Raw genomic sequence first — 25,148 nt, 5'->3', positions numbered from 1 at the left:
CGTTTCCTTTTTTATCAATTCTTAAAGATTTTAGAAATAAGTTGTACATTTTCACGATATCTGTTTAGAACTAAAAAGTTAAAAATGATATAATTTAAGGCATGTTAAAAAAAGGAGTTTCATGTAATGTATAACATTAAACAATGGCGCCATGTATTTAAATTAGACCCCGCAAAGACTATTTCTGACAATGATTTAGATGCAATATGTATGTCTAACACTGATGCTATTATCTTAGGGGGCACAGATAATGTGACAGAAGATAATGTCATTCAATTAATGAGTAGAGTTAGACGTTACCCATTACCACTTGTTTTAGAAGTTTCAAATATAGAGAGTGTTATGCCAGGTTTTGATTTTTATTTTATTCCAACAGTATTGAATAGTAATAATGTCAAATACCATAATGGAATGCTCCTCGAAGCTTTGAAAGAATATGGACATGTCATTGATTTTGATGAGGTAATATTTGAGGGTTATCTTGTAATGAATGAAGATAGCAAAGTTGCACAACGAACAAATGCTAATACACAATTAGATATAAATGATATAGATGCATATGCGTTAATGGCTAATGAATTATATCGTTTTCCCATTATGTACTTAGAAAATAGTGGAAAATATGGGGAAGTAGACACAGTGAAATCAGTTAAAGATACGCTAACGACAACACAGCTATTTTATGGTGGTGGTATCACTACTTTATCTCAAGCCAAAGAGATGGCTGAGTATGCCGATACTATAGTTGTTGGAGATATTATTTATAAAGATATAAAAAAAGCATTAAAAACAGTTAAGGTAAAGGAGTCTAGTAAATGAATTCATTAGTAAAAAATATGAATACAGAGCAAAGTGAAGCTGTCAGAACTACAGAAGGCCCACTATTAATTATGGCAGGTGCAGGATCTGGTAAAACACGAGTACTAACACATAGAATCGCATATTTATTAGACGAGAAAGATGTATCACCTTATAATATTTTGGCAATTACATTTACTAATAAAGCAGCTAAAGAAATGAAAGCAAGAGTTGAACAATTGGTTGGTGAAGAAGCTCAAGTCATTTGGATGTCTACATTCCACTCAATGTGTGTACGAATTTTACGTCGTGATGCTGATCGTATAGGAATAGAACGTAATTTCACTATTATTGACCCAACAGACCAAAAATCTGTTATCAAAGATGTATTGAAAAATGAAAATATTGATAGTAAACGTTTTGAACCACGTATGTTTATAGGCGCTATTAGTAATTTGAAAAACGAATTAAAAACACCAGAAGATGCCCAAAATGAAGCAAATGACTATCATTCGCAAATGGTAGCTACAGTTTATAAAGGATATCAACGACAATTATCAAGAAATGAAGCATTAGATTTTGATGATTTAATTATGACTACTATTAATTTATTTGAAAGAGTACCTGAAGCTTTAGAGTATTATCAAAATAAATTCCAATATATTCATGTTGATGAGTACCAAGATACCAATAAAGCACAATACACATTAATCAAATTATTAGCCAATAAATTTAAAAATTTATGTGTCGTTGGTGATTCAGACCAATCTATATATGGTTGGCGTGGTGCAGATATTCAAAATATTTTATCATTCGAAGAAGATTATCCAGATGCAAAAACGATTTTCTTAGAACAAAATTATCGTTCAACAAAAACAATTTTGAATGCTGCCAATGAAGTCATTAAAAACAATACAGAAAGAAAACCAAAAGGATTGTGGACTGCTAATACAGGCGGAGACAAAATAAATTATTACGAAGCAACAACAGAACGTGATGAAGCGGAATACGTAGTAAAAGAAATTATGAAACATCAGCGTAATGGAAAGAAATATAGTGATATGGCTATATTATATAGAACAAACGCGCAATCACGTGTATTAGAAGAAACATTTATGAAATCCAATATACCTTATACAATGGTTGGCGGCCAAAAATTCTATGATCGTAAAGAAATTAAAGATTTATTAAGTTACTTAAGAGTTATTGCCAATAGTAATGATGATATTAGTTTACAACGTATTATTAATGTACCAAAACGTGGTGTAGGTCCATCATCAGTTGAAAAAATACAAACTTATGCAGTTCAAAACAATATAAGTATGTTCGATGCTTTAGGTGAAGTTGATTTTATAGGACTATCTAAAAAAGTTACTCAAGAATGTATTTCTTTTTACGAAATGATTCAAAATTTAATTAAAGAGCAAGAATTTCTTGAAATAAGTGAAATAGTGGAAGAAGTTTTAGTTAAGTCCGGTTATAGGGATATGCTTGATAGAGAACAAACTCTAGAATCACGTAGTCGTTTAGAAAACCTAGATGAATTTATGTCAGTTCCTAAAGATTATGAAGAAAATACACCACTTGAAGAACAATCATTAATCAACTTTTTAACAGATTTATCACTTGTTGCTGACATTGATGAAGCGGATACAGAGTCAGGAGTTACATTGATGACAATGCACTCTGCTAAAGGGTTAGAGTTTCCGATTGTATTTATTATGGGAATGGAAGAATCGCTTTTCCCACATATTAGAGCTATTAAAAGTGATGACGACCATGAAATGGAAGAAGAGCGAAGAATTTGTTATGTAGCGATAACACGAGCTGAGGAAACACTATACATTACTAACGCAACAACACGTATGTTGTTTGGACGTTCTCAATCTAATATGCCATCTCGATTTTTAAAAGAAATTCCTGAAGATTTAATGGAAAGTCATTCGGGTAGTAAACGACAAACAATTCAACCTAAGGCGAAACCAACTCAAAAACGCGGCTTTAGTAAGAGAACAACTTCATCTAAAAAACAGGTAACTTCTTCTGACTGGAAAGTAGGAGATAAAGTTACTCATAAAGCATGGGGAGAAGGTATGGTTAGTAACGTTAATGAAAAAAATGGTTCTGTAGAATTAGATATTATATTTAAATCAGAAGGACCAAAGCGATTACTAGCTCAATTTGCACCAATTGAAAAAAAGGAGGACTAGTGGATGAATGATATGCAAAATCGTGTAAATGAATTACATGATTTATTAAATCAATATAGTTACGAGTATTACGTTCAAGATAATCCATCAGTTCCTGATAGTGAATACGATAAATTATTACATGAACTTATTCATATAGAAGAAGAACACCCTGAATATAAAATATCAGATTCACCTACAGTTAGAGTGGGAGGAGAAGCTCAATCTACATTTGAAAAGGTAAGTCATGATACACCAATGCTAAGTTTAGGGAATGCTTTTAATGAAGAAGATTTAAGAAAATTTGATCAACGTATACGTGATAATATAGGTAAAGTAGAATATATGTGTGAACTTAAAATTGATGGTTTAGCTGTATCATTAAAATATCAAAATGGCCGTTTTGTACAAGGTTTAACTCGTGGAGATGGTACAACTGGAGAAGATATTACTGAAAACTTAAGAACGATACATGCTATTCCATTAAAAATTAAAGAACCCTTAAATTTTGAGGTGCGTGGAGAAGCATATATGCCAAGACAATCATTTATGAATTTAAATGAAGAAAAGGAAAACAACGGTGAACAACCTTTTGCTAATCCTCGAAATGCAGCAGCAGGTTCATTAAGACAATTAGATTCTAAATTAGCAGCTAAAAGAAAATTAAGTGTTTTCTTATACAGCATTAATGACTTTACTGATTTTGAAGCGACAACTCAAAGTGGCGCCTTAGATGAATTAGATCAATTAGGTTTTAAAACTAATCATGAACGTGAAAGAGTATCTGATATAGATGGCGTTCTGAAATATATTGAAAAATGGACAGCTCAGCGAGAAAAATTATCTTATGATATAGATGGCATTGTCATTAAAGTGAATGACTTAGAACAACAAGACGAGATGGGATTCACTCAAAAATCTCCACGTTGGGCTATTGCATATAAATTTCCTGCTGAGGAAGTTGTAACTGAACTATTGGACATTGAGTTAAGTATAGGTCGAACGGGCGTTGTAACACCAACCGCGATACTTGAACCAGTAAGAGTAGCGGGAACTACAGTTTCAAGAGCTTCATTACATAATGAAGATTTAATTCATGAAAGAGATATAAGAATTGGAGATAGCGTAGTCATCAAAAAGGCTGGCGATATTATTCCAGAGGTTGTAAAAAGTATTTTAGATCGTCGACCTGATGATGCCAAAACTTATCATATGCCAACACATTGTCCAAGTTGTAATCATGAACTTGTAAGGATAGAAGGGGAAGTAGCTTTAAGATGTATTAATCCTAAATGCCAGGCACAACTCATCGAAGGACTAATTCATTTTGTATCTCGCCAAGCAATGAATATAGACGGATTAGGAACTAAGATTATTCAACAACTTTATGAAAATAATTTAATTAAAGATGTTGCTGATATATTCTATTTAACTGAAGACGATTTATTACCACTGGATCGCATGGGAAGTAAAAAAGTTGAAAATTTACTTGAAGCAATTCATAAAGCAAAATCACAATCTCTAGAACATTTATTATTTGGTTTAGGTATTAGACATCTTGGGGTTAAAGCAAGCAGAGTATTAGCCGAGAAATATGAAACAATGGATCGACTAATTGAAGTAACAGAGGAAGAACTGGTAGGCATCCATGATATAGGCGATAAGTTAGCTCAATCTGTTGTTACCTATTTAGATAATGAAGATATTCGTGCATTAATTCAAAAACTAAAAGATAAAAATGTTAATATGACATACAAAGGTGTCAAAACAACAGAAATTGAAGGGCATCCAGAATTTAGTGGTAAAACGATTGTATTAACAGGTAAATTAGAACAAATGACACGTAATGAAGCATCACAATGGTTACAAATGCAAGGTGCCAAAGTAACTAATAGTGTAACCAAAAGTACAGATTTACTTATTGCTGGTGCTGATGCAGGTTCTAAACTAACTAAAGCTGAAAAATTTGGAACAGAAATTTGGACTGAAGATGAATTTGCGATAAAACAAAAGGAAATCAATAATGAGTGAGGTACGTCGATGAAGAGAACAATAATTTTACTTATCTCGACAATTTTTATTCTAACCGCATGCAGTAATGATAAAGATAAAAAGTCAGATCAAGACACAAATCAATCAAAAGATAGTCATTCATCACAAGTGAAACAAGTAGCTACGGATAAAAATGTTCAAGGCGATGATTATCGTACTATTTTGCCTTTTAAAGAAAGTCAGTCACGTGGCCTTTTACAAGATAATATGGCAAATAGTTATAATAGTGAAGGTTTCGAATCTGGACTATTAGAACTAAGTAAAGAAGTCTTTCCAACAGATAAATACTTATATCAAGATGGACAATTTTTAGATAAAAAAACGATTAATGCATATTTGGATCCTAAATATACTAAAAAAGAAATAGATAACATGAGTGAGAAGGAAAAGAAAAAGAAAAAAGCTAATGAAAACTTAGGGCTTAATCCTTCTCACCAAGGGGAAACAGATCCAACTAAAATAGCAGAAAAGTCACCAGCATATTTATCCAATATTTTAGAACAAGATTTCTATGGTAATAGCGATTCAAAAGGTAAGAACATTAAAGGTATGACGATTGGTTTAGCAATGAATAGCAAATATTATTACCAAAAGGAAAAAGACGGTGAAACCTATAGTAAAAAATTAGATGACAAACAAATAGAAAAGCAAGGTAAGGCAATGGCAAGTGAAATGTTATCAAGATTAAGAGAAAACAGTGATTTAAAAGATATTCCAATTCACTTCGCTATATATAAACAAAGTAGTCAGGAATCTATCACACCTGGAGAATTTATAGCAGGTGCGACTGCAGATGATGGTCAAACTAAAATCAATGATTGGAAATCAATCAATGAAAAAACTGCTCTATTACCATCTTCAACAGCGGCTGACTATGATGAATCATTAAATAATAATTTCAAACAATTTAATGATAATTTACAATCTTACTTTTCTAACTTTACTCAAGCAGTAGGTAAAGTAAAATTTGTTGATAAAAAAGCAAAACAATTAACAGTTGACTTACCAATAGATTATTACGGTCAAGCTGAGACAATTGGTATTACTCAATATGTTACAGAACAGGCTAAGAAATATTTTGATAATATAGATGAATATGAAATTAGAATTAAAGATGGTAATAATCCGCGCGCATTGATTAGTAAAAATAAAGACGATAAAGAACCAGAAGTACACATTTACCATAATTAAATTTAACTAAAAATTAGGGTCCGAGATATAAAGTTCTCGGACCCTAATATATTCGTTTCTATTTTTCTTTAACAATTTGTTTCACTTTAGCTAAATCGTTATTTACAAAGTCACCTGGTTTAGCTGTTAATTTACTTACGACATAAGTAACGATGACACTTACTATAAATCCAGGAATGATTTCATACATACCTAATAATTCATTGATAGAAGCTAGAGGTTTAATCCAAGCAATCCAAATAATAACTACCAATGCTCCGCTAATCATTCCACTAATTGCACCAGCTCTAGTTAAATCTTTCCAATATAATGAAAATAATACTAACGGGCTAAATGATGCACCAAAGCCAGCCCATGCATTACCAACTAAATTAAGAATAGTGTCATTTGGGTACCACGCAATGACAATTGCAATAATGGCAACAATTAATACTGATAATCTACCAACCATTACAAACTCTTTTTGATGAGTAGCTGCTTTTTCTTCACCGCGAATAAGTTTATAAAAATCTTCGGTTAAAGAACTTGAAGTAACTAATAATTGTGAAGAAATAGTACTCATAATGGCTGCTAAAATTGCAGCAAGTAAAAATCCGCCAACAAGTGGGTGGAATAAAATTTGACTCATAATAATAAATAACGTTTCTGGATCTTCCATTTTTATATTTCTTTCTGATATAAATGCAATACCTGTTAATCCAACGCCTACTGCTCCTAAAAGTCCGATAGCCATCCAACTAATACCTAGACGTCTTGCTTTAGGTAATAATTTATGTGATTTAATAGACATAAAACGTACGATAATATGAGGTTGTCCAAAATAGCCTAAGCCCCATGAAAATAACGAAATAATTCCAAATACTGTTGTCCCTTTAAAAATATCCATATTAGTAGGTTTCATTTCAGCAACTCTACTAAAAGTATCTAAACCATTTAACTGCATCATCGCAACAATTGGTACCATAACCATGGCGATTAGCATAATAACACCCTGAAAAAAGTCTGTAATTGATACGGCTAAGTATCCTCCAAAGAAAGTGTAGAAAATTACTATAATAGCTACAAGTATTAATCCATAATGATAATTTAAGCCGAACGCACTTTCAAATAACTTTCCACCTGAAACAAATCCAGAGTGCGTATATAACGTAAAAAATATAACAATAATTAAACCTGAAATAATTTTAATGATATTTTGTTGGTCATTTAATCTGTTTTTAAAGAAATCTGGAAGGGTGATAGCATCTCCCGCTATTTCTGTATAAACTCTTAACCTAGGTGCAACGACCCAATAATTGATATAGGCGCCAAGTGTTAATCCAATTGTTATCCACATCGCAGATAAACCAGTGCTATATACCGACCCCGGTAACCCCATAATCATCCAACCGCTCATATCAGAAGCTCCTGCAGATAATGCAGTGATATAAGGTCCTATACTACGACCGCCCAACATAAACTCGCTTAAATTACCAGTAGCTTGTTTGTAACCATAAAACCCAATAATAAGTAAAATAATGAAGTAAATGGCAATCATAATATAGGTTTGCCAATTTGCATTCACTTGCTGATTAAGTGCTGTCCCCAAATATAGCATTTTAAACACTCCCTTATATAAGTATTTATTTGTGTCACATGTAATATTACACATTATAGTTAAATGTTTAGAAAAGTGAAAAAATAAAATTTTGTTTTTAATCAACTTTAAATGCTTTATATAAAGAGGGTACTTTAATAAATGTGTGTTGTTTATTGTTTATTAATTATGCATAATAATGTAACCAAAGATATACTTAGTGATATTTTTTTAATAAATATGCTTTTATTTATAAATAAGTAACAAAAACACAATTAACAATCGATGTGGTTCGAGTTTATTTCACTCCAATATTTGAATAAATATCAACCTAAGATATGAAATGAGTTATTTAAATTACTCTCAATCAATAAATGCTTAGATTTTTAAATGAATATTTGATACAATTTAGTGATGAATGAGTAATAAGGAGGCTTTTATTTAATGACTAAAGTAACACGTGAAGAAGTTGAACATATAGCTAATTTAGCCAGACTTCAAATTTCTCCTGAAGAAACGGATGAAATGGCCAATACATTAGAAAGTATTTTAGATTTTGCTAAACAAAATGATAGTGCTGATACAGAAGGTGTAGAACCAACATATCATGTATTAGATTTACAAAATGTATTACGTGAAGATAAAGCTATCGAGGGCATTCCTCAAGAATTAGCATTAAAAAATGCAAAAGAAACTGAAAATGGACAATTTAAAGTTCCAGCCATCATGAATGAGGAGGACGCTTAAGATGAGTATTCGCTATGAGTCTGTTGAGAATTTATTAACTTTAATTAAAAATAAAGAAATTAAGCCATCACAAATAGTTAGTGATATTTATGATGCAATTGAAGAAACAGATCCAACAATTAAATCTTTCTTAGCTTTAGATAAAGAAAACGCAATGAAAAAAGCACAAGAATTAGATGAATTACAAGAGAAAGACCAAATGGAAGGTAAGTTATTTGGTATCCCAATGGGAATTAAAGATAATATCATCACAAAAGATTTAGAAACTACTTGTGCAAGCAAAATGTTAGAAGGTTTTGTACCAATTTATGAATCTACAGTTATGAACAAATTGCATAATGAAAATGCTGTATTAATTGGTAAATTAAATATGGATGAATTCGCGATGGGTGGTTCAACAGAAACATCTTATTTCAAGAAAACTGTAAATCCATTTGATCACTCAGCTGTACCTGGTGGATCTTCTGGTGGTTCAGCAGCAGCTGTAGCAGCAGGATTAGTACCATTTAGTTTAGGTTCAGATACTGGTGGTTCTATTCGTCAACCAGCTTCATACTGTGGAATCGTAGGTATGAAACCAACTTATGGTCGTGTATCACGTTTTGGGCTAGTTGCATTCGCATCTTCATTGGACCAAATTGGACCATTAACACGTAATGTTAAAGATAATGCTTTAGTTTTAGAAGCAATTTCTGGAATAGATGCTAATGACTCTACTAGTGCACCAGTTGATGATGTAGACTTCACTTCTGAAATTGGTAAAGATATTAAAGGCTTAAAAGTAGCTTTACCTAAAGAATATTTAGGTGAAGGTGTTAGTGAAGATGTTAAAAAATCAGTTAAAAATGCTGTAGAAACATTAAAATCACTAGGTGCTGAAGTAGAAGAAGTATCATTACCAAATACTAAATATGGTATACCATCATATTATGTAATTGCATCTTCAGAAGCATCAGCTAACTTAGCTCGCTTTGATGGTATTCGTTATGGTTATCATTCAAAAGAAGCACAATCACTTGAAGAATTATACAAAATGTCTAGATCAGAAGGTTTCGGTGATGAAGTGAAACGCCGTATCTTCTTAGGTACATTTGCATTAAGTTCAGGTTATTATGACGCTTATTATAAAAAATCACAAAAAGTTAGAACTTTAATTAAAAATGATTTTGATAAAGTGTTCGAAAATTATGATGTTGTAGTAGGACCAACAGCACCAACAACTGCATTTGATTTAGGTGACGAAATTGACGATCCATTGACAATGTATGCTAATGACTTATTAACAACACCAGTTAACTTAGCAGGTTTACCAGGTATTTCTGTTCCTTGTGGACAATCAAACGGACGCCCAATTGGATTACAATTTATAGGTAAACCGTTCGATGAAAAGACGTTATATCGTGTTGCATACCAATATGAAACACAATTCAACTTACATGACGCTTATGAAAAATTATAAGGAGTGGAAATAATGCATTTTGAAACAGTTATCGGACTTGAAGTTCACGTTGAGCTAAAAACAGACTCAAAAATGTTCTCTCCATCACCAGCGCATTTTGGAGCAGAACCTAACTCAAATACTAATGTAATTGACCTTGCATACCCTGGTGTATTACCTGTTGTAAATAGAAGAGCAGTAGATTGGGCAATGCGTGCGTCAATGGCTTTAAATATGGATATCGCAACTAATTCTAAATTTGACCGTAAAAACTATTTCTACCCAGATAATCCAAAAGCATATCAAATTTCTCAATTTGATGAACCAATTGGTGAAAATGGGTACATTGATATCGAAGTAGACGGAAAAACGAAACGTATTGGTATTACTCGTTTACACATGGAAGAAGATGCTGGTAAATCAACACATAAAGATGGTTACTCATTAGTTGATTTAAACCGTCAAGGTACACCATTAATTGAAATTGTGTCTGAACCAGATATTCGTTCTCCACAAGAGGCATATGCTTATTTAGAAAAATTACGTTCTATCATTCAATATACTGGCGTATCTGACTGTAAAATGGAAGAAGGTTCATTACGTTGTGATGCTAACATTTCTTTACGTCCTTATGGTCAAGAAGAATTCGGTACAAAAGCTGAATTGAAAAACTTAAACTCATTTAACTATGTTCGTAAAGGTTTAGAGTATGAAGAAAAACGTCAAGAAGAAGAATTATTAAATGGTGGAGAAATTGGCCAAGAAACACGTCGTTTTGATGAATCAACTGGTAAAACAATTTTAATGCGTGTAAAAGAAGGATCTGACGATTATCGTTACTTCCCAGAACCAGACATTGTACCTTTATATGTTGATGATGAGTGGAAAGAACGTGTTCGTCAAACTATTCCAGAATTACCTGATGAACGTAAAGCTAAATATGTTAATGATTTAGGATTACCCGAATATGATGCACATGTATTAACACTTACAAAAGAAATGTCTGATTTCTTTGAAGGTGCAATTGAACATGGAGCAGATGTAAAATTAACTTCAAACTGGTTAATGGGTGGCGTAAACGAATACTTGAACAAAAATCAAGTTGATTTACTAGATACTAAATTAACTCCAGAAAACTTAGCAGGTATGATTAAATTAATCGAAGACGGAACAATGAGCAGTAAAATTGCTAAAAAAGTCTTCCCAGAATTAGCTGAAAACGGTGGAGACGCTAAACAAATTATGGAAGATAAAGGCTTAGTTCAAATTTCTGACGAAGCAACTTTATTAAAATTTGTTAATGAAGCATTAGATAATAATCCACAATCAGTCGAAGATTATAAAAATGGTAAGGGTAAAGCAATGGGCTTCTTAGTTGGACAAATTATGAAAGCTTCAAAAGGACAAGCTAACCCTCAAAAAGTAAATCAATTATTAAAACAAGAATTAGATAAAAGATAATAGGTTTGATTTTTGCTCCTATAACGATTAGTGTAAACTAATTGTTGTAGGAGTTTTTTAGTGTTTCTTTTTGTAGAATGAAGAGTGATGACTTAGTTAATAGATATATATAAGAACGACTGAATTAAAGTTCATTCATACAAAGCCATACTTTTTTGCAAAGCAAAATTAGTATGACTTACCTAATAGTTAAAGCTATTAGGTACATAAAATAACATTTGAATTAAAGTTCATGCATAAGAAAATAGAGGAACGCCTTAGATGAATCTAATGCATAAGAAAAACTAAGGTACTAAAGTACCAGGAAAGCTAAGGAACGCTAAGGAACGCCTTAGCTAAAGCTAATGCATAAGAACTTCTAAGCAATAAATTGCTAAGAAAATAGAGGAACGCCTTAGCTAAAGCTAATGCATAAGAAAAACTAAGGTACTAAAGTACCAAGTTTTTCTAAAAAATACTTTTAACTCGTGAGTAAATCATTTAATATTGAATATGAGTATATGAAGTCGAGGGATATGATATGAGAAAACGAGCAAGAATTATTTATAACCCGACATCTGGTAAAGAACTTTTTAAACGAATGTTACCTGATGTTTTAATAAAATTAGAAAAAGCTGGATATGAAACTAGTGCCTATGCAACAGAGCGTGAAGGTGATGCGACTCTTGAAGCAGAACGTGCACTCGATAACAATTATGATATCTTAATTGTTGCTGGTGGGGATGGAACCTTAAATGAAGTTGTAAATGGTATTGCAGAACAACCTAATAGACCTAGATTGGGTATTATACCTATGGGTACAGTAAATGATTTTGGACGTGCCTTACATTTACCAAATGATATTATGGGTGCCTTAGATGTGATTATTGAAGGTCATAGTACTAAAGTTGATATCGGTAAAATGAACAATCGTTATTTTATCAATTTAGCAGCAGGTGGCCAACTTACACAGGTATCATATGAAACACCTAGTAAATTAAAGTCAATCGTAGGATCATTTGCCTATTACATTAAAGGATTCGAAATGTTACCACAAATGAAGGCAGTTGACTTACGCATTGAATATGATGATAAAGTCTTTCAAGGTGAAGCATTATTATTCTTATTAGGTTTAACAAATTCTATGGCAGGATTTGAAAAATTAGTTCCTGATGCAAAATTAGACGATGGTTATTACACATTAATTATTGTTGAAAAAGCTAACCTAGCAGAATTAGGGCATATCATGACCTTAGCATCAAGAGGCGAACATACAAAACATCCTAAAGTAATATATGAAAAAGCAAAATCAATCAATATTTCATCGTTTACAGATATGCAACTTAATGTTGATGGCGAATATGGTGGTAAATTACCAGCAAACTTCTTGAATTTAGAACGACATATTGATGTATTTACACCTCATGACATTCATAATGAAGAATTAATTGATCAACCAACAGTAACACCACAGTTAAAATCAGAAGATCATCAACAGAATGAAGACAAATAATAATAAATATGAAATTAACACAAGGTTAGGATAGTAAAAATAACATGTCCTAGCCTTTTCATATGTGGGGGAAAGAAATTGGAAACATTAAAGAAAAATGAAATAAAAACAGGCCAAGTGTTAGATTTAACTCATGAAGGACATGGTGTTGTCAAAATTGATAGATATCCTATATTTGTTCCTAATGCCTTAATTAACGAAACAATAGAATACAAAATTATTAAAGTGAAGAAAAATTTTGCGATAGGTAAACTTCTGAATGTAATTGTAGAGAGTGATTCTCGTGTAGAACCCCCTTGTGTTTATTATGATAAATGCGGCGGATGCCAGCTTCAGCATATGACGTACCAAGCGCAACTCACAATGAAAAAAGAGCAAGTCATCAATTTATTTCATCGAAAAGGGTCATTTAACGATACAGTTATACACGATACTGTTGGAATGGAAGACCCGTGGAGATATAGAAATAAATCACAAATACCAATTGGTTTAAATAATGATAAAAAACCTAAAATGGGGTTTTACCGCCAACGTAGCCATGACATTATTGACATGGATAGTTGCTTAATTCAAGATGAGAAACATCAACAAGTTATGAATGATGTAAAACAACTCATATCTGAACTTAATATCAGTGTTTATAATGAAAAGACTAAAAAAGGTTTACTACGTCATTTGGTTGTACGAACAGGTCATTATACAAATCAAATGATGATTATATTAGTTACTAATGGCAAAGCATTCAAACAAGCCAATCAATTAGTAGAAGCGTTAGTTAAATTGCATCCCAATGTAACAAGTATTAAACAAAATATCAACGATGCACATTCAAATGTTATTATGGGGCGTAAATCTATTACACTTTATGGTACTGATGAAATTGAAGATAAGCTAAGTGAAATAACATTTAATATTAGCGATCAATCTTTCTATCAAATTAATTCACATCAAACTGAAAAACTATATAACCAAGCATTAGAATACGCTCAGTTAACGGGCAATGAAATTGTTTTGGATACGTATTGTGGTATAGGAACAATTGGTTTATATATGGCAGGAAAATCTAAGCACGTTTATGGTGTGGAAGTCGTACCATCTGCAATCAAAGACGCAGAAGAAAATGCGACTATAAACCAATTAGAAAATACAACTTTTGTCTGTGGGAAAGCAGAAGAAGTTATTCTAAAATGGAAAGCAGAAGGAATAAGACCAGATGTAGTAATGGTCGATCCACCAAGAAAAGGTTGCGATGAAACTTTCATTAAAACGTTATTAGAATTAAATCCTAAGCGTATTGTATATATTTCTTGTAATCCGTCTACACAACAACGTGATGCACAATTACTTAGTCAACAATATGATTTGAAAGAAATTACTCCAGTAGATATGTTCCCACAAACGACTCATATAGAAACAGTTGCATTATTTGAAAGAAAATAGTCTGTTTTAACTATTGTTGATTGCTATATAAAGACGATTATTAAAATTATATTACAAGCAACTTACTTTCTTGAAAATAGCTTTAGTATCGCTATTAAACGTTGTATACTAATGTTAAATTTAGAGATAAATGGAGGGTTGGTTGTGCATAAAATTGATTTGTTTCCAGATAAAATAAACTTACGTCGTTTTGTATTAATGCAAATAGTACTAGTTATGTTTGTTATTTTATTTACATATAAATGGGCTTACAAAATAACTCATATTATAGAACAAAATATTTTATTAAATCTAGTTTATGGTTTTGCGGGATTTGTGATTTTATTAATTGTTCATGAATTTATACATCATATTTTATTCATTTTATTTTCTAAAGGTGAAAAGCCTCAATTGAAATATAAAAAGGGAACAATGATATTGCAATATACTGAAAGTTGCTTTAATAGATGGCAATTTAGCATAATCATGTTAGCTCCATTAATTATCATTAGTTCTATATTGTTAGTACTTATTAGCACATATGCCTACTCATCATTAATATTTATGTTTAGTATTCACGTTGGTTATTGTGTATTTGATATTTTATTAGTTTCCCTTGCACTTGCTAGTAAATTTAAATATATTCAAAAATACGATGAAGGTTTATATTTATACCAACATAAACCTAATGAAATGCATCATGAATAATGAAAAAGGTATAATACCGCCCCTCTAATTTGAGGAGGTGGTATTTTTGTTTTGTAAAACAAAGCATGAAGTTCGTGAAATGTTGTCTTACAATTTATAATGAGAGTAATAGACAATAGTGAACGAAAGGCGGTGAATACATGGAAGAAAGAAGGATTATACACATTGATATGGATTACTTTTTTGCACAAGTTGAAATGAGAGATAATCCAAAATTAAAAGGAAAACCTGTGATCGTCGGTGGCAAAGCAAGTAATAGGGGTGTGGTTTCCACAGCATCATATGAAGCAAGAAAATACGGTGTACATTCAGCTATGCCCATGTCTCAAGCGCATAAATTATGCCCGAATGGTTATTATGTTACGAGTAGATTTGATGCATATAGAGAAGCATCTAAACAAATAATGGATATATTTCGTAGTTATACTGAAATAGTTGAACCTATGTCATTAGATGAAGCGTATTTAGATATAACACATCTAGTTAGACCGGATTTACCTGCGTCAACAATTGCTAATTTCATTAGAAGAGATATTTTAGAACAAACAGAATTAACTGCTTCAGCAGGAGTTTCTTATAATAAATTTTTAGCTAAATTAGCAAGTGGTATGAATAAACCCAATGGTATTACAGTGATAGATTATAACAACGTTCACGATATATTAATGAATTTGGACATAGGGGAATTTCCAGGAGTAGGTAAAGCGTCTGAAAAGGTTATGCATAATAATAATATCTTTACAGGGCAAGATTTATATAATAAGGATGAGTTTGAATTAATACGTTTATTTGGTAAGAGAGGACGAGGTCTATATAATAAGGCAAGAGGTATAGATTACAATGAGGTGAAAGCTACAAGAATACGTAAGTCAGTTAGAACTGAACGTACTTTTGCAACAGACGTAAATGATGATGATGAAATCTTGAGAAAGGTTTGGGAATTATCAGGGAAAACAGCAGAGAGACTTAATAAATTACAAAAATCCGGAAAAACGGTGACAGTTAAAATTAAAACATACCAATATGAAACACTCTCAAAGCAGACAAGTCTAAGAGATCCAGTTAATTCAGAGACTGATATATATAATATTGCTTATACGCTTTATACAGAATTAAAAGATCCTGATATACCAATCCGATTAATTGGTGTAACAGTAGGAAATTTAGAGCAATCAGCTTATCGAAATATGACAATATATGACTTTTTATAAAGGCTAGTAATGTAAGTAAAATACTTCATTATTAGCCTTTATCTTTTAAATCTTTACCATAAATATTTAACATACTAGACAAATCATCATAGTGTTTTAATAATCGAAATGTAATCATAGCACAAGCTTTAGCATCATTTAATGCATCATGATGACCATGAAAATCTAACTTATAAAAATCCATCATATGTTTCAATCCATATCGGTGAGATTGAACCGTGCGTTTGGCCAATTGATATGAACAGAAATAGGTAAGATGGGGTGTTTCTAAACCAATTGATTGAATACTTTGATGCAATACATTCATATCAAATGCTGCATTATGTGCAACTACGGGAAGTTCCTCTATAAATTGCATCATATATGGATATACATAAGCGAAATCAGGAGAAGAGACTACATCTTCAGGGTGAATACCATGAACATTAATATTTTGTTCTGAGAAGTAATCATTTGGATTAACTAATGTATGGAATGATTCTGTAATTTTATTATCAATGACTTTGACCATACCTACTGAACAGATACTGGTACGTTTACCGTTAGCAGTTTCAAAGTCCAACGCAACAAATGCATTTTTCATTTTGTATATGACAACTCCTTTAATACATGACTAATATCATTTACTTTACATCAAAATGAGTATAAATCATAATAAATCAGATTTCACAAAAATATTTTCAATTAGAGATTGAGCTGAGTTAATACTTATTAAAATAGGATAAGGATGAATAGATGGTCTATACCAAAATGACACATATCACTTATGTAGAACAACCAATTAAAGAAGTAATAAGGAAAGCACCACAACCTCCTCAAAAAAGAAAAGGTTTGTCTCCTAAATAAGTTAGGAAACAAACCTTTTAGTTATTATTCAACTATTAAAAAATAACTTTTAGAGTTCAATAAAACCTAATTGTATTATTCTTCGTCGAATGAACGTGTTGCTAGTTCTTTTTCATAAAGATATAAAGTATTGCAATCGTCGCCGATACGATTTAAATAATCGATGTGTGTTTCAAACATTGATTCTTCTTCAACTTGTTCATCTAAGAACCAATTTAAGAATGAAATAGTAGCGTAGTCTTTTTCTCTATGTGCAATTTCAGATAAATTATAGAAACGTTTTGTAACATCTTGTTCTTGAGCTAAACCATCTTTAAATGTTTCTAAAATAGAATTGAAATCAACTTTAGGTGCTGGTAATGCTGTAAATTTAGCATGACCACCACGATCATTAATGTAGTCATAGATTTTTTTACCATGGAATCTTTCTTCTTTTGCTTGTTGAATGTAGAAATTTGCGAAACCTTCATATGATTCTGAATCGCAATAAGATGCCATCGCCATATATGCGTGAGCAGCAAAATACTCATGATTCATTTGTTCATTTAATGCATCTAAAAGTTCTTTGTTTAACATTTTTATTCACCTCATATTAAATAATTTAATTACTTTCCTTACTAACTAAACTGAGTATAACAAACTTATTCTCATTCGTAAATAATAATTATTATAATCTAGGGTGCATTTTTATCTTTTTAATTGAGAATCTTTTTAGTTATACCCTCTGCGTGTTATAATTATGCGAGTGAATAGTAATAGGGAGGAAACAAATGAGACAATGGACTGCAACCCATTTAGCGAAGTTAGCGCGTAAGGCAAGTAGAGCCGTGGGTAAAAATGGAACTGACTTACCAGGTCAAATCGCACGTAGAGTCGATCAAAATATATTAAGAAAATTAGCCGAACAAGTAGATGATATTGTATTTATTAGTGGTACTAACGGAAAAACGACGACATCTAACTTAATTGGACACACATTAAAAGCCAATCATATCGATATTATCCATAACAATGAAGGTGCGAACATGGCAGCAGGAATTACATCCGCCTTTATTATGCAAACAACAAAGCAAACAAAAATTGCAATTATTGAAATAGATGAGGGATCAATACCACGAGTACTTAAAGAAGTAACGCCGTCAATGATGGTATTTACCAACTTCTTTAGAGACCAAATGGACAGATTTGGTGAAATAGACATCATGGTTAACAATATTGCTAAATCAATTAGCGATAAAGGTATCAAATTATTATTAAATGCCGATGACCCGTTTGTTAGTCGTCTTAAAATTGCTAGTGAAACACGTGTTTATTATGGCATGAAAGCACACGCACATGAATTTGAACAAAGTACTATGAACGAAAGTAGATATTGTCCAAATTGTGGTCGTTTACTTGAATACGATTATATCCATTACAATCAAATCGGTCATTATCATTGTGAATGCGGATTTAAGCGTGAACAACCTAAATATGAAGTGACTTCATTTGAAACTTCACCATTCCTTAAATTAAATATTGGTGAAACGTCATTTAATATGAAAATAGCAGGGGATTTTAATGCTTATAATGCGCTAGCAGCATATACTGTTTTAAGAGAACTTGGTTTAAATGATGAATCTATTCAAAAAGGTTTTGAAACATATACCTCTGACAATGGACGTATGCAATACTTCTCATTGAACCAAAAAGAAGCAATGATTAACTTAGCGAAAAATCCAGCTGGAATGAATGCTAGCTTATCAGTAGGTGAACAATTAGAAGGACGTAAAGTGTATGTTATTAGTTTAAATGACAATGCTGCAGATGGTCGAGACACTTCTTGGATATATGATGCTGATTTTGAGAAGTTAAGTAATCAAGATATAGAAGCTATCATAGTAACAGGAAATCGTGCTGAAGAATTACAATTAAGATTGAAATTAGCAGAAGTAGATGTTCCAGTAGTACTTGAAAGAGATATTTATAAAGCAACTGCTAAAACAATGGATTACACAGGATTTACTGTTGCCATTCCAAACTATACTTCATTATCACCAATGCTAGAACAATTGAATCGTTCTTTTGAAGGAGGACAATCATAATGAAGCATGAATTGACAATTTATCATTTTATGTCTGATAAATTAAACTTATATAGCGATATAGGTAATATTATCGCATTAAAAATGAGAGCTAAAAAACGTGGTATTCAGCTTAAAGTTGTTGAAATCAATGAAACAGACAATGTTACATTTGATGACTGTGATATCTTCTTTATCGGTGGGGGAAGTGATCGTGAACAATCACTAGCAACGAAACAATTAAGTAAAATTAAAACACCACTGAAAGAAGCAATTGAAGATGGTATGCCAGGTCTGACAATTTGTGGTGGCTATCAATTTTTAGGAACAAAATATATTACACCTGATGGGACAGAACTTGATGGTTTAGGCATTTTAGACTTTTATACTGAATCCAAAGAAAATCGCTTAACTGGAGATATTATTATAGAAAGTGATACATTTGGTACAATTGTAGGATTTGAAAACCATGGCGGTAGAACATTCCATAATTTTGGTACTTTAGGACATGTGACACATGGATACGGTAATAATGATACAGATCGACAAGAAGGTATTCATTATAAGAACTTATTAGGAACATATTTACATGGTCCGATTTTACCTAAAAATCATGAAATCACTGATTACCTATTAGAGAAAGCCTGTGAAAGAAAAGGTATTCCATTTGAACCAAAACAATTAGACAACACAGAAGAAGAAGCGGCTAAACAAGTTTTAATTGATCGTGCAAACAAAAATAAATAAGTATTAAAACATGTCGTGACATATCATTTGTGGGGATAAGAACTGAAGTTTCCATTGGTAGTGTAAGTTGAGTCATGTTATAATCTTTATACATAAGGCACCTCGTTAATTTAGTTTAGTGATGTTTATTAAATTATACGAAAGGGCCTTATTTTTTAAAGTGTTTTGATGTAAAATTACATATAAATTCGATGTATTTTGGCGAGACTCTTAAGGGAACAGGACAAGCTGAAGACTACAGGCTGAAGCTGTCCCCTAAGAAAGCGAGCCGATAATACGAAGTATTATAAATAAAGAAGCCAGTCAATGAGTTTTTTGGATAAACTCATTGACTGGCTATTTTTCTAGGATTTATGTCCCAGTCTCTTTCATTTGAAAATATTTTTTACGCATAGCGATGATCTAATATTTTATAGATTAATAAAATTTCATATATAAGATGACTTTTAATTTGATTCTGATCGAATTCTTCAAGTTGTTTTACTGAAGATTTTAAAGTTGAAGCTGATTTACGTTCACGCTTAAATGTACCATCACATAGAATGTGGCTAATACTTGTACTTATTTTTAATATTGCTAACTTTTCATCTGGAGTAAAGAATACATAGGCATCTTTAGGTAAATAAATAATATTGGCTAGGTGTGTCATTAATAATCTATTAGTATAAGCCCTACTAGTTAGTTTATTAAGCTTTTTCCAATCTTCGGCTTTATTTTGATGATAAGTAAGTTCATCACGTTGATATCCAGTTAATAAGTCAATTTTTTGGTTTAAGTTACTAATTTGAATGATTTTTTTATTACTTTTATCAGATTGAAATCGTCCAAGTAGTAACTCATGACAACGTTGGTTAAATAAGTCATACATTTTATCTTCAGATCTATATAGATTATCTTCTAATTGACTATAGTATTTAGGCGGTAAAATCATAAAATTTACAAGTCCTGCAGTAACAAGTCCAATTAAAGCAGTTAATAAACGTGAAAAGAAATTAAATACATAAGCTTCATGTATACCAGGTATTATAGCAACTGAAGTTAAAACAGCAACTGTTGTACCAACTTGTAGATTTAATTTAGTACAAGCCAATATCGTAAACGTTGCACTACAGGCGTATGCAAACGGTGATTGATCCCCAAAAATAAATGTAAATACAACAGCAAATAAAGCTCCAATAACTGTAGCTGGTAAACGACGATAGCCTTTTTTAATAGATGCTTTAGCAGTAGGCTCTATGGTTACGATTGCTGTTAATATGGCAAAAATTGGTGTTAAGTTTAATAACATACAAAACACAGTAGTAAAGAAGGTTGCTAAGCCTGTCTTAATTGTACGTGCACCAATAATATGTTTATACCATTTTTCATTCAAGTTGTTGTCCCCCTTAAAAAGGGAATTTTTAAAACGTAGATCGCTTTTTCAAATTCTCTTTCTTATACAAACAAAATAAATACTTTATAATGCATTCATATTTAGTATATCAAAAAATTTTTGCTATAATAAGATAGAATATAAATATAAAGGAACGGGATAAAAATGATTGTAAAAACAGATGAAGAACTACAAGCTCTAAAAGAAATTGGATATATTTGCGCTAAAGTAAGAGATACAATGCAAGCTGAAACTAAACCAGGCATTACAACTAAAGAATTAGACAATATTGCAAAAGAATTGTTTGAAGAACATGGCGCATTATCTGCACCAATTCATGACGAAAACTTCCCAGGTCAAACATGTATTAGTGTGAATGAAGAAGTCGCTCATGGTATTCCAGGGAAACGTATTATTCGTGAAGGTGACTTAGTTAATATTGATGTATCAGCACTAAAAAACGGATTTTATGCTGATACAGGCATTTCATTTGTTGTAGGTGAAGCATCAGATCCTTTAAAACAAAAGGTATGTGATGTAGCGACAATGGCATTTGAAAATGCAATGGCTAAAGTGAAACCAGGCACGAAATTAAGTAATATTGGTAAAGCAGTTCATGCAACTGCGCGTCAAAATGATTTAACAGTTATTAAGAATTTAACAGGTCACGGAGTAGGTCAATCATTACATGAAGCACCTAATCATGTCATGAACTACTATGATCCAAAAGATAAAACATTATTAAAAGAAGGACTTGTCATTGCAGTTGAGCCATTTATTTCATCTAAAGCTACGTTTGTAACTGAAGGTAAAAATGAATGGGCATTTGAAACAAGTGATAAAAGTTATGTTGCTCAAATTGAACATACTGTCATTGTTACTAAAGATGGTCCTTTACTAACAACAAAAATAGATAATTAATATAAAATTAAGACAGTCCTTAAATAATTAAAGTAAATGATTATGATTTAATCTAGGACTAAAGGACTAATACGATATGGTTCCGGAGCCTATTACTTAAGGTTTCGGAATTGTTTTATAATAGAACCTAATCAATGATGAGGTGGTTCTATGAATTATATGGAGAATTATTTAAATCACATTTTTAAATCGTCATTAAGATATAATATCGATGAATATAAAATGAAACTAGATAAAAAAATAAAAAGTATTGAAAGTTATATAGCATATTTAAATGGGAAGAGAGCACAGCTCAAAAAGTTAATTGACAGTATATCTTTAGCATTAGAAAATAAATATATAGATATAGCAGATTTATATAATATCCAATGTGCAGAAGAAGTACATGATCATGAAATTGCAGCATTAAGAAATTACTTAAATCATATTGAGGCTTATTATGCACAAATAGAAACTAAAATAAGTGAACAGACAAAAGAAAAAATGACTATTGAAAAAGAGTGTCATTTAATTCATTATATGAGTGCTGTGGCATAGAAAGGTGGCGAACCATGACCCATAAATATATATCAACAGAATTGTTGATAGTTTTTACAGCATTAATGATTATTGCTAATTTTTATTATATATTCTTTGAAAAGATAGGGTTCCTACTCGTTTTACTATTAGGATGCGTGCTAGTTTATGTAGGATATATATATTTTCATAAAGTGAGGGGCTTGCTTGCATTTTGGATCGGTGCACTATTAATCGCTTTCACTTTATTGTCTAATAAATATACGATTATCATTTTATTTATATTTTTATTATTGCTAATTGTTAGATACTTAATTTTTAAATTCAAACCATTAAAAGTAACGGCAACAGAAGAGGAAGTGTCATCTCCAGCATTCATTAAACAGAAATGGTTTGGAGAACAACGAACACCTGTCTATGTATATAAATGGGAAGATGTCCAAATTCAACATGGAATTGGTGACATTCATATTGATTTAACAAAAGCAGCAAATATCAAAGATAATAATACTATTGTTGTTAGACATATATTAGGTAAGGTACAAGTGATCGTACCATTAAATTATAATATCAATATACATGCAGCTGCATTTTATGGATCAGCATATGTTAATGAAAAATCATATAAAATAGAGAATAATAATATACATGTTGAAGAGAAAACTAAAGAAGAAAATTACACTGTCAATGTCTACGTATCAACATTTATTGGAGACGTAGAGGTGATTTATAGATGAATCACTATATAAGAGCAATAGGCTCTATGCTCATTTTAACGTATAGTATGTTAACCGCATTTTTATTTATTGATAAAGTATTTGTTAACATCATCTATTTTCAAGGTATGTTCTATACACAGATTTTTGGCATACCTGTATTCTTATTTTTAAACATCATCGTGATATTATTATGTATCATTGTAGGTTCCGTTTTAGCTTATAAAATTAATCAACAGAATGACTGGATTAATTCTCAAATAGAACGATCTATTGAAGGTGAAACAGTTGGTATCAATGACCAAAATATTGAATTATATAGTGAAACGCTGGAAATATATCATACACTTGTACCATTAAATCAGGAATTACATCGATTAAGAATGAAAACACAAAACTTAACTAATGAAAACTACAACATGAACGATGTAAAAGTTAAAAAGATTATTGAAGACGAAAGACAACGTCTAGCTAGAGAATTACATGACTCAGTAAGTCAACAATTATTCGCTGCGAGTATGATGTTATCAGCGATTAAAGAAACTAAATTAGAACCCCCATTAGACCAACAAATTCCAGTTTTAGAGAAAATGGTACAAGATTCACAACTTGAAATGAGAGCTTTATTATTACATTTACGACCTCTAGGGTTGAAAGATAAGTCCTTAGGTGAAGGAATTAAAGATTTAGTTATAGATCTTCAAAAGAAAGTTCCGATGAAAGTTGTACATGAAATACAAGAATTTAAAGTTCCTAAAGGTATCGAAGATCATTTATTTAGAATTACTCAAGAAGCTATTTCAAATACATTAAGACATTCTAATGGCACTAGAGTGACGGTTGAACTATTTAATAAGCAAGATTATTTATTATTACGTATACAAGATAATGGTAAAGGGTTTAATGTTGATGAAAAATTGGAACAAAGCTATGGTTTAAAAAATATGAGAGAACGTGCATTAGAAATTGGTGCTACATTCCATATCGTTTCGTTACCTGATTCCGGAACACGTATAGAAGTTAAAGCCCCATTGAACAAGGAGGATTCTTATGGCGATTAAAGTATTATTTGTAGATGACCATGAAATGGTAAGGATAGGGATATCAAGTTATTTATCAACACAATCCGACATTGAAGTAGTAGGTGAAGGAGAATCTGGTAAAGATGCAATAGCTAAAGCGCATGAATTGCAACCCGATTTAATATTGATGGATTTACTAATGGATGATATGGATGGTGTAGAAGCTACAACAGAAATAAAAAAAGATTTACCGCAAATTAAAGTAGTAATGTTAACAAGTTTTATTGAAGATAAAGAAGTTTATCGTGCTTTAGATGCAGGTGTAGATAGTTATATTTTAAAAACAACTAGTGCAAGTGATATAGCTGAAGCGGTTCGTAAAACTTATAATGGTGAATCTGTTTTTGAACCAGAAGTATTAGTGAAAATGCGAAATAGAATGAAAAAACGCGCAGAATTATACGAAATGTTAACAGAAAGAGAAATGGAAATCTTATTATTAATTGCAAAAGGTTATTCCAATCAGGAAATTGCCAGTGCTTCACATATTACAATTAAAACTGTTAAAACACATGTTAGTAATATATTAAGTAAATTAGAAGTACAAGATAGAACACAAGCTGTAATTTATGCATTTCAACATAATCTTATCCAATAAAGATAG

22 protein-coding genes are annotated in these 25,148 nt (G+C 31.4%); 18 read left to right on the top strand and 4 right to left on the bottom strand.

All coding sequences use genetic code 11. The features are described from left to right. Positions 1-126 precede the first annotated feature (126 nt). From pcrB to Q4528_RS09810, 4 genes are read left to right on the top strand one after another with little or no spacing between them, the layout of a single operon-like run. Positions 127-819 (top strand): heptaprenylglyceryl phosphate synthase, encoded by a 693-nt coding sequence (pcrB, locus tag Q4528_RS09825; protein ID WP_017637874.1) that lies wholly within the window; start codon positions 127-129, stop codon positions 817-819. Continuing rightward, complete coding sequence (gene pcrA / locus Q4528_RS09820; RefSeq protein WP_046467426.1) at positions 816-3,008, top strand: DNA helicase PcrA; 2,193 nt, start codon at positions 816-818, stop codon at positions 3,006-3,008. Before pcrB ends, pcrA begins: the two co-directional genes overlap by 4 nt. Positions 3,009-3,011: 3 nt before the next feature. Then, positions 3,012-5,018 (top strand): NAD-dependent DNA ligase LigA, encoded by a 2,007-nt coding sequence (gene ligA, locus Q4528_RS09815; RefSeq protein ID WP_303521390.1) that lies wholly within the window; start codon positions 3,012-3,014, stop codon positions 5,016-5,018. A 9-nt stretch (positions 5,019-5,027) separates the two neighbouring features. Next, entirely contained in the window at positions 5,028-6,230 is a 1,203-nt protein-coding gene (locus Q4528_RS09810) for a CamS family sex pheromone protein (protein WP_046467428.1), read from the top strand. A 58-nt stretch (positions 6,231-6,288) separates the two neighbouring features. On the opposite strand, the gene putP is transcribed toward Q4528_RS09810, so the two are convergent. After that, positions 6,289-7,827 carry a sodium/proline symporter PutP gene (gene putP, locus Q4528_RS09805; RefSeq protein WP_303521386.1) on the bottom strand — a complete coding sequence of 513 codons (1,539 nt, stop codon included), beginning with the start codon at positions 7,825-7,827 and terminating at the stop codon, positions 6,289-6,291. A 423-nt stretch (positions 7,828-8,250) separates the two neighbouring features. On the opposite strand from putP, the gene gatC reads away from it, so the two are divergent. The 7 genes from gatC (at position 8,251) to dinB (ending at position 16,282) form a co-directional block, all read left to right on the top strand. Beyond that, positions 8,251-8,553: an Asp-tRNA(Asn)/Glu-tRNA(Gln) amidotransferase subunit GatC gene (gene gatC, locus Q4528_RS09800; RefSeq protein WP_002452273.1), complete on the top strand. Its 303-nt coding sequence runs from the start codon at positions 8,251-8,253 to the stop codon at positions 8,551-8,553. Between the two features lies 1 nt (position 8,554). Further along, complete coding sequence (gene gatA / locus Q4528_RS09795; protein WP_017637869.1) at positions 8,555-10,012, top strand: Asp-tRNA(Asn)/Glu-tRNA(Gln) amidotransferase subunit GatA; 1,458 nt, start codon at positions 8,555-8,557, stop codon at positions 10,010-10,012. Between the two features lie 12 nt (positions 10,013-10,024). Then, entirely contained in the window at positions 10,025-11,452 is a 1,428-nt protein-coding gene (gene gatB, locus Q4528_RS09790; RefSeq protein ID WP_017637868.1) for an Asp-tRNA(Asn)/Glu-tRNA(Gln) amidotransferase subunit GatB, read from the top strand. A 520-nt stretch (positions 11,453-11,972) separates the two neighbouring features. Next, entirely contained in the window at positions 11,973-12,944 is a 972-nt protein-coding gene (locus tag Q4528_RS09785) for a diacylglycerol kinase (RefSeq protein ID WP_046467430.1), read from the top strand. A gap of 78 nt (positions 12,945-13,022) precedes the next feature. Further along, positions 13,023-14,384, top strand: coding sequence for a 23S rRNA (uracil(1939)-C(5))-methyltransferase RlmD (gene rlmD / locus Q4528_RS09780; RefSeq protein ID WP_046467431.1), 1,362 nt, complete (start codon positions 13,023-13,025; stop codon positions 14,382-14,384). Positions 14,385-14,528: 144 nt separating this feature from the next. Next, positions 14,529-15,071: a DUF3267 domain-containing protein gene (locus Q4528_RS09775; RefSeq protein ID WP_017637865.1), complete on the top strand. Its 543-nt coding sequence runs from the start codon at positions 14,529-14,531 to the stop codon at positions 15,069-15,071. Between the two features lie 140 nt (positions 15,072-15,211). After that, positions 15,212-16,282, top strand: a complete 1,071-nt coding sequence (dinB, locus tag Q4528_RS09770) for a DNA polymerase IV (protein WP_303521379.1) — start codon at positions 15,212-15,214, stop codon at positions 16,280-16,282. A 31-nt stretch (positions 16,283-16,313) separates the two neighbouring features. Here the strand turns inward: dinB and Q4528_RS09765 are convergent, their stop codons facing one another. Both Q4528_RS09765 and ftnA read right to left on the bottom strand, forming a co-directional pair. After that, positions 16,314-16,865: a 3'-5' exonuclease gene (locus Q4528_RS09765; protein WP_017637863.1), complete on the bottom strand. Its 552-nt coding sequence runs from the start codon at positions 16,863-16,865 to the stop codon at positions 16,314-16,316. Between the two features lie 338 nt (positions 16,866-17,203). Then, positions 17,204-17,704 carry an H-type ferritin FtnA gene (gene ftnA, locus Q4528_RS09760; RefSeq protein ID WP_017637861.1) on the bottom strand — a complete coding sequence of 167 codons (501 nt, stop codon included), beginning with the start codon at positions 17,702-17,704 and terminating at the stop codon, positions 17,204-17,206. A gap of 194 nt (positions 17,705-17,898) precedes the next feature. Between ftnA and murT the strand changes: the two genes are divergently transcribed. Both murT and gatD read left to right on the top strand, forming a co-directional pair. Further along, positions 17,899-19,212, top strand: coding sequence for a lipid II isoglutaminyl synthase subunit MurT (murT, locus tag Q4528_RS09755; protein ID WP_017637860.1), 1,314 nt, complete (start codon positions 17,899-17,901; stop codon positions 19,210-19,212). Continuing rightward, complete coding sequence (gene gatD, locus Q4528_RS09750) at positions 19,212-19,937, top strand: lipid II isoglutaminyl synthase subunit GatD (protein WP_046467432.1); 726 nt, start codon at positions 19,212-19,214, stop codon at positions 19,935-19,937. The genes murT and gatD overlap by 1 nt, the downstream gene beginning before the upstream one ends. A 385-nt stretch (positions 19,938-20,322) precedes the next feature. On the opposite strand, the gene Q4528_RS09745 is transcribed toward gatD, so the two are convergent. Beyond that, complete coding sequence (locus tag Q4528_RS09745; RefSeq protein ID WP_303521377.1) at positions 20,323-21,309, bottom strand: FUSC family protein; 987 nt, start codon at positions 21,307-21,309, stop codon at positions 20,323-20,325. A 165-nt stretch (positions 21,310-21,474) separates the two neighbouring features. On the opposite strand from Q4528_RS09745, the gene map reads away from it, so the two are divergent. The 5 genes from map (at position 21,475) to vraR (ending at position 25,142) form a co-directional block, all read left to right on the top strand. After that, complete coding sequence (map, locus tag Q4528_RS09740) at positions 21,475-22,230, top strand: type I methionyl aminopeptidase (RefSeq protein WP_017637857.1); 756 nt, start codon at positions 21,475-21,477, stop codon at positions 22,228-22,230. A 150-nt stretch (positions 22,231-22,380) separates the two neighbouring features. Then, entirely contained in the window at positions 22,381-22,767 is a 387-nt protein-coding gene (locus tag Q4528_RS09735) for a DUF2543 family protein (protein ID WP_017637856.1), read from the top strand. A 14-nt stretch (positions 22,768-22,781) separates the two neighbouring features. Continuing rightward, a complete protein-coding gene (gene vraT, locus Q4528_RS09730) occupies positions 22,782-23,483 on the top strand; it encodes a cell wall-active antibiotics response protein VraT (RefSeq protein WP_017637855.1) in 702 nt (233 codons plus the stop codon). Continuing rightward, positions 23,480-24,523 (top strand): sensor histidine kinase VraS, encoded by a 1,044-nt coding sequence (gene vraS / locus Q4528_RS09725; protein WP_017637854.1) that lies wholly within the window; start codon positions 23,480-23,482, stop codon positions 24,521-24,523. Before vraT ends, vraS begins: the two co-directional genes overlap by 4 nt. Then, positions 24,513-25,142 carry a response regulator transcription factor VraR gene (vraR, locus tag Q4528_RS09720; protein WP_017637853.1) on the top strand — a complete coding sequence of 210 codons (630 nt, stop codon included), beginning with the start codon at positions 24,513-24,515 and terminating at the stop codon, positions 25,140-25,142. Before vraS ends, vraR begins: the two co-directional genes overlap by 11 nt. Positions 25,143-25,148 lie beyond the last annotated feature (6 nt).

The sequence above is a fragment of the Staphylococcus pasteuri genome (assembly GCF_030547725.1).
In the GTDB taxonomy this organism is placed as follows: domain Bacteria; phylum Bacillota; class Bacilli; order Staphylococcales; family Staphylococcaceae; genus Staphylococcus; species Staphylococcus pasteuri.
Note: the sequence above shows the minus strand (reverse complement) of the source record. Positions and strands in the feature narration are given on the sequence as shown.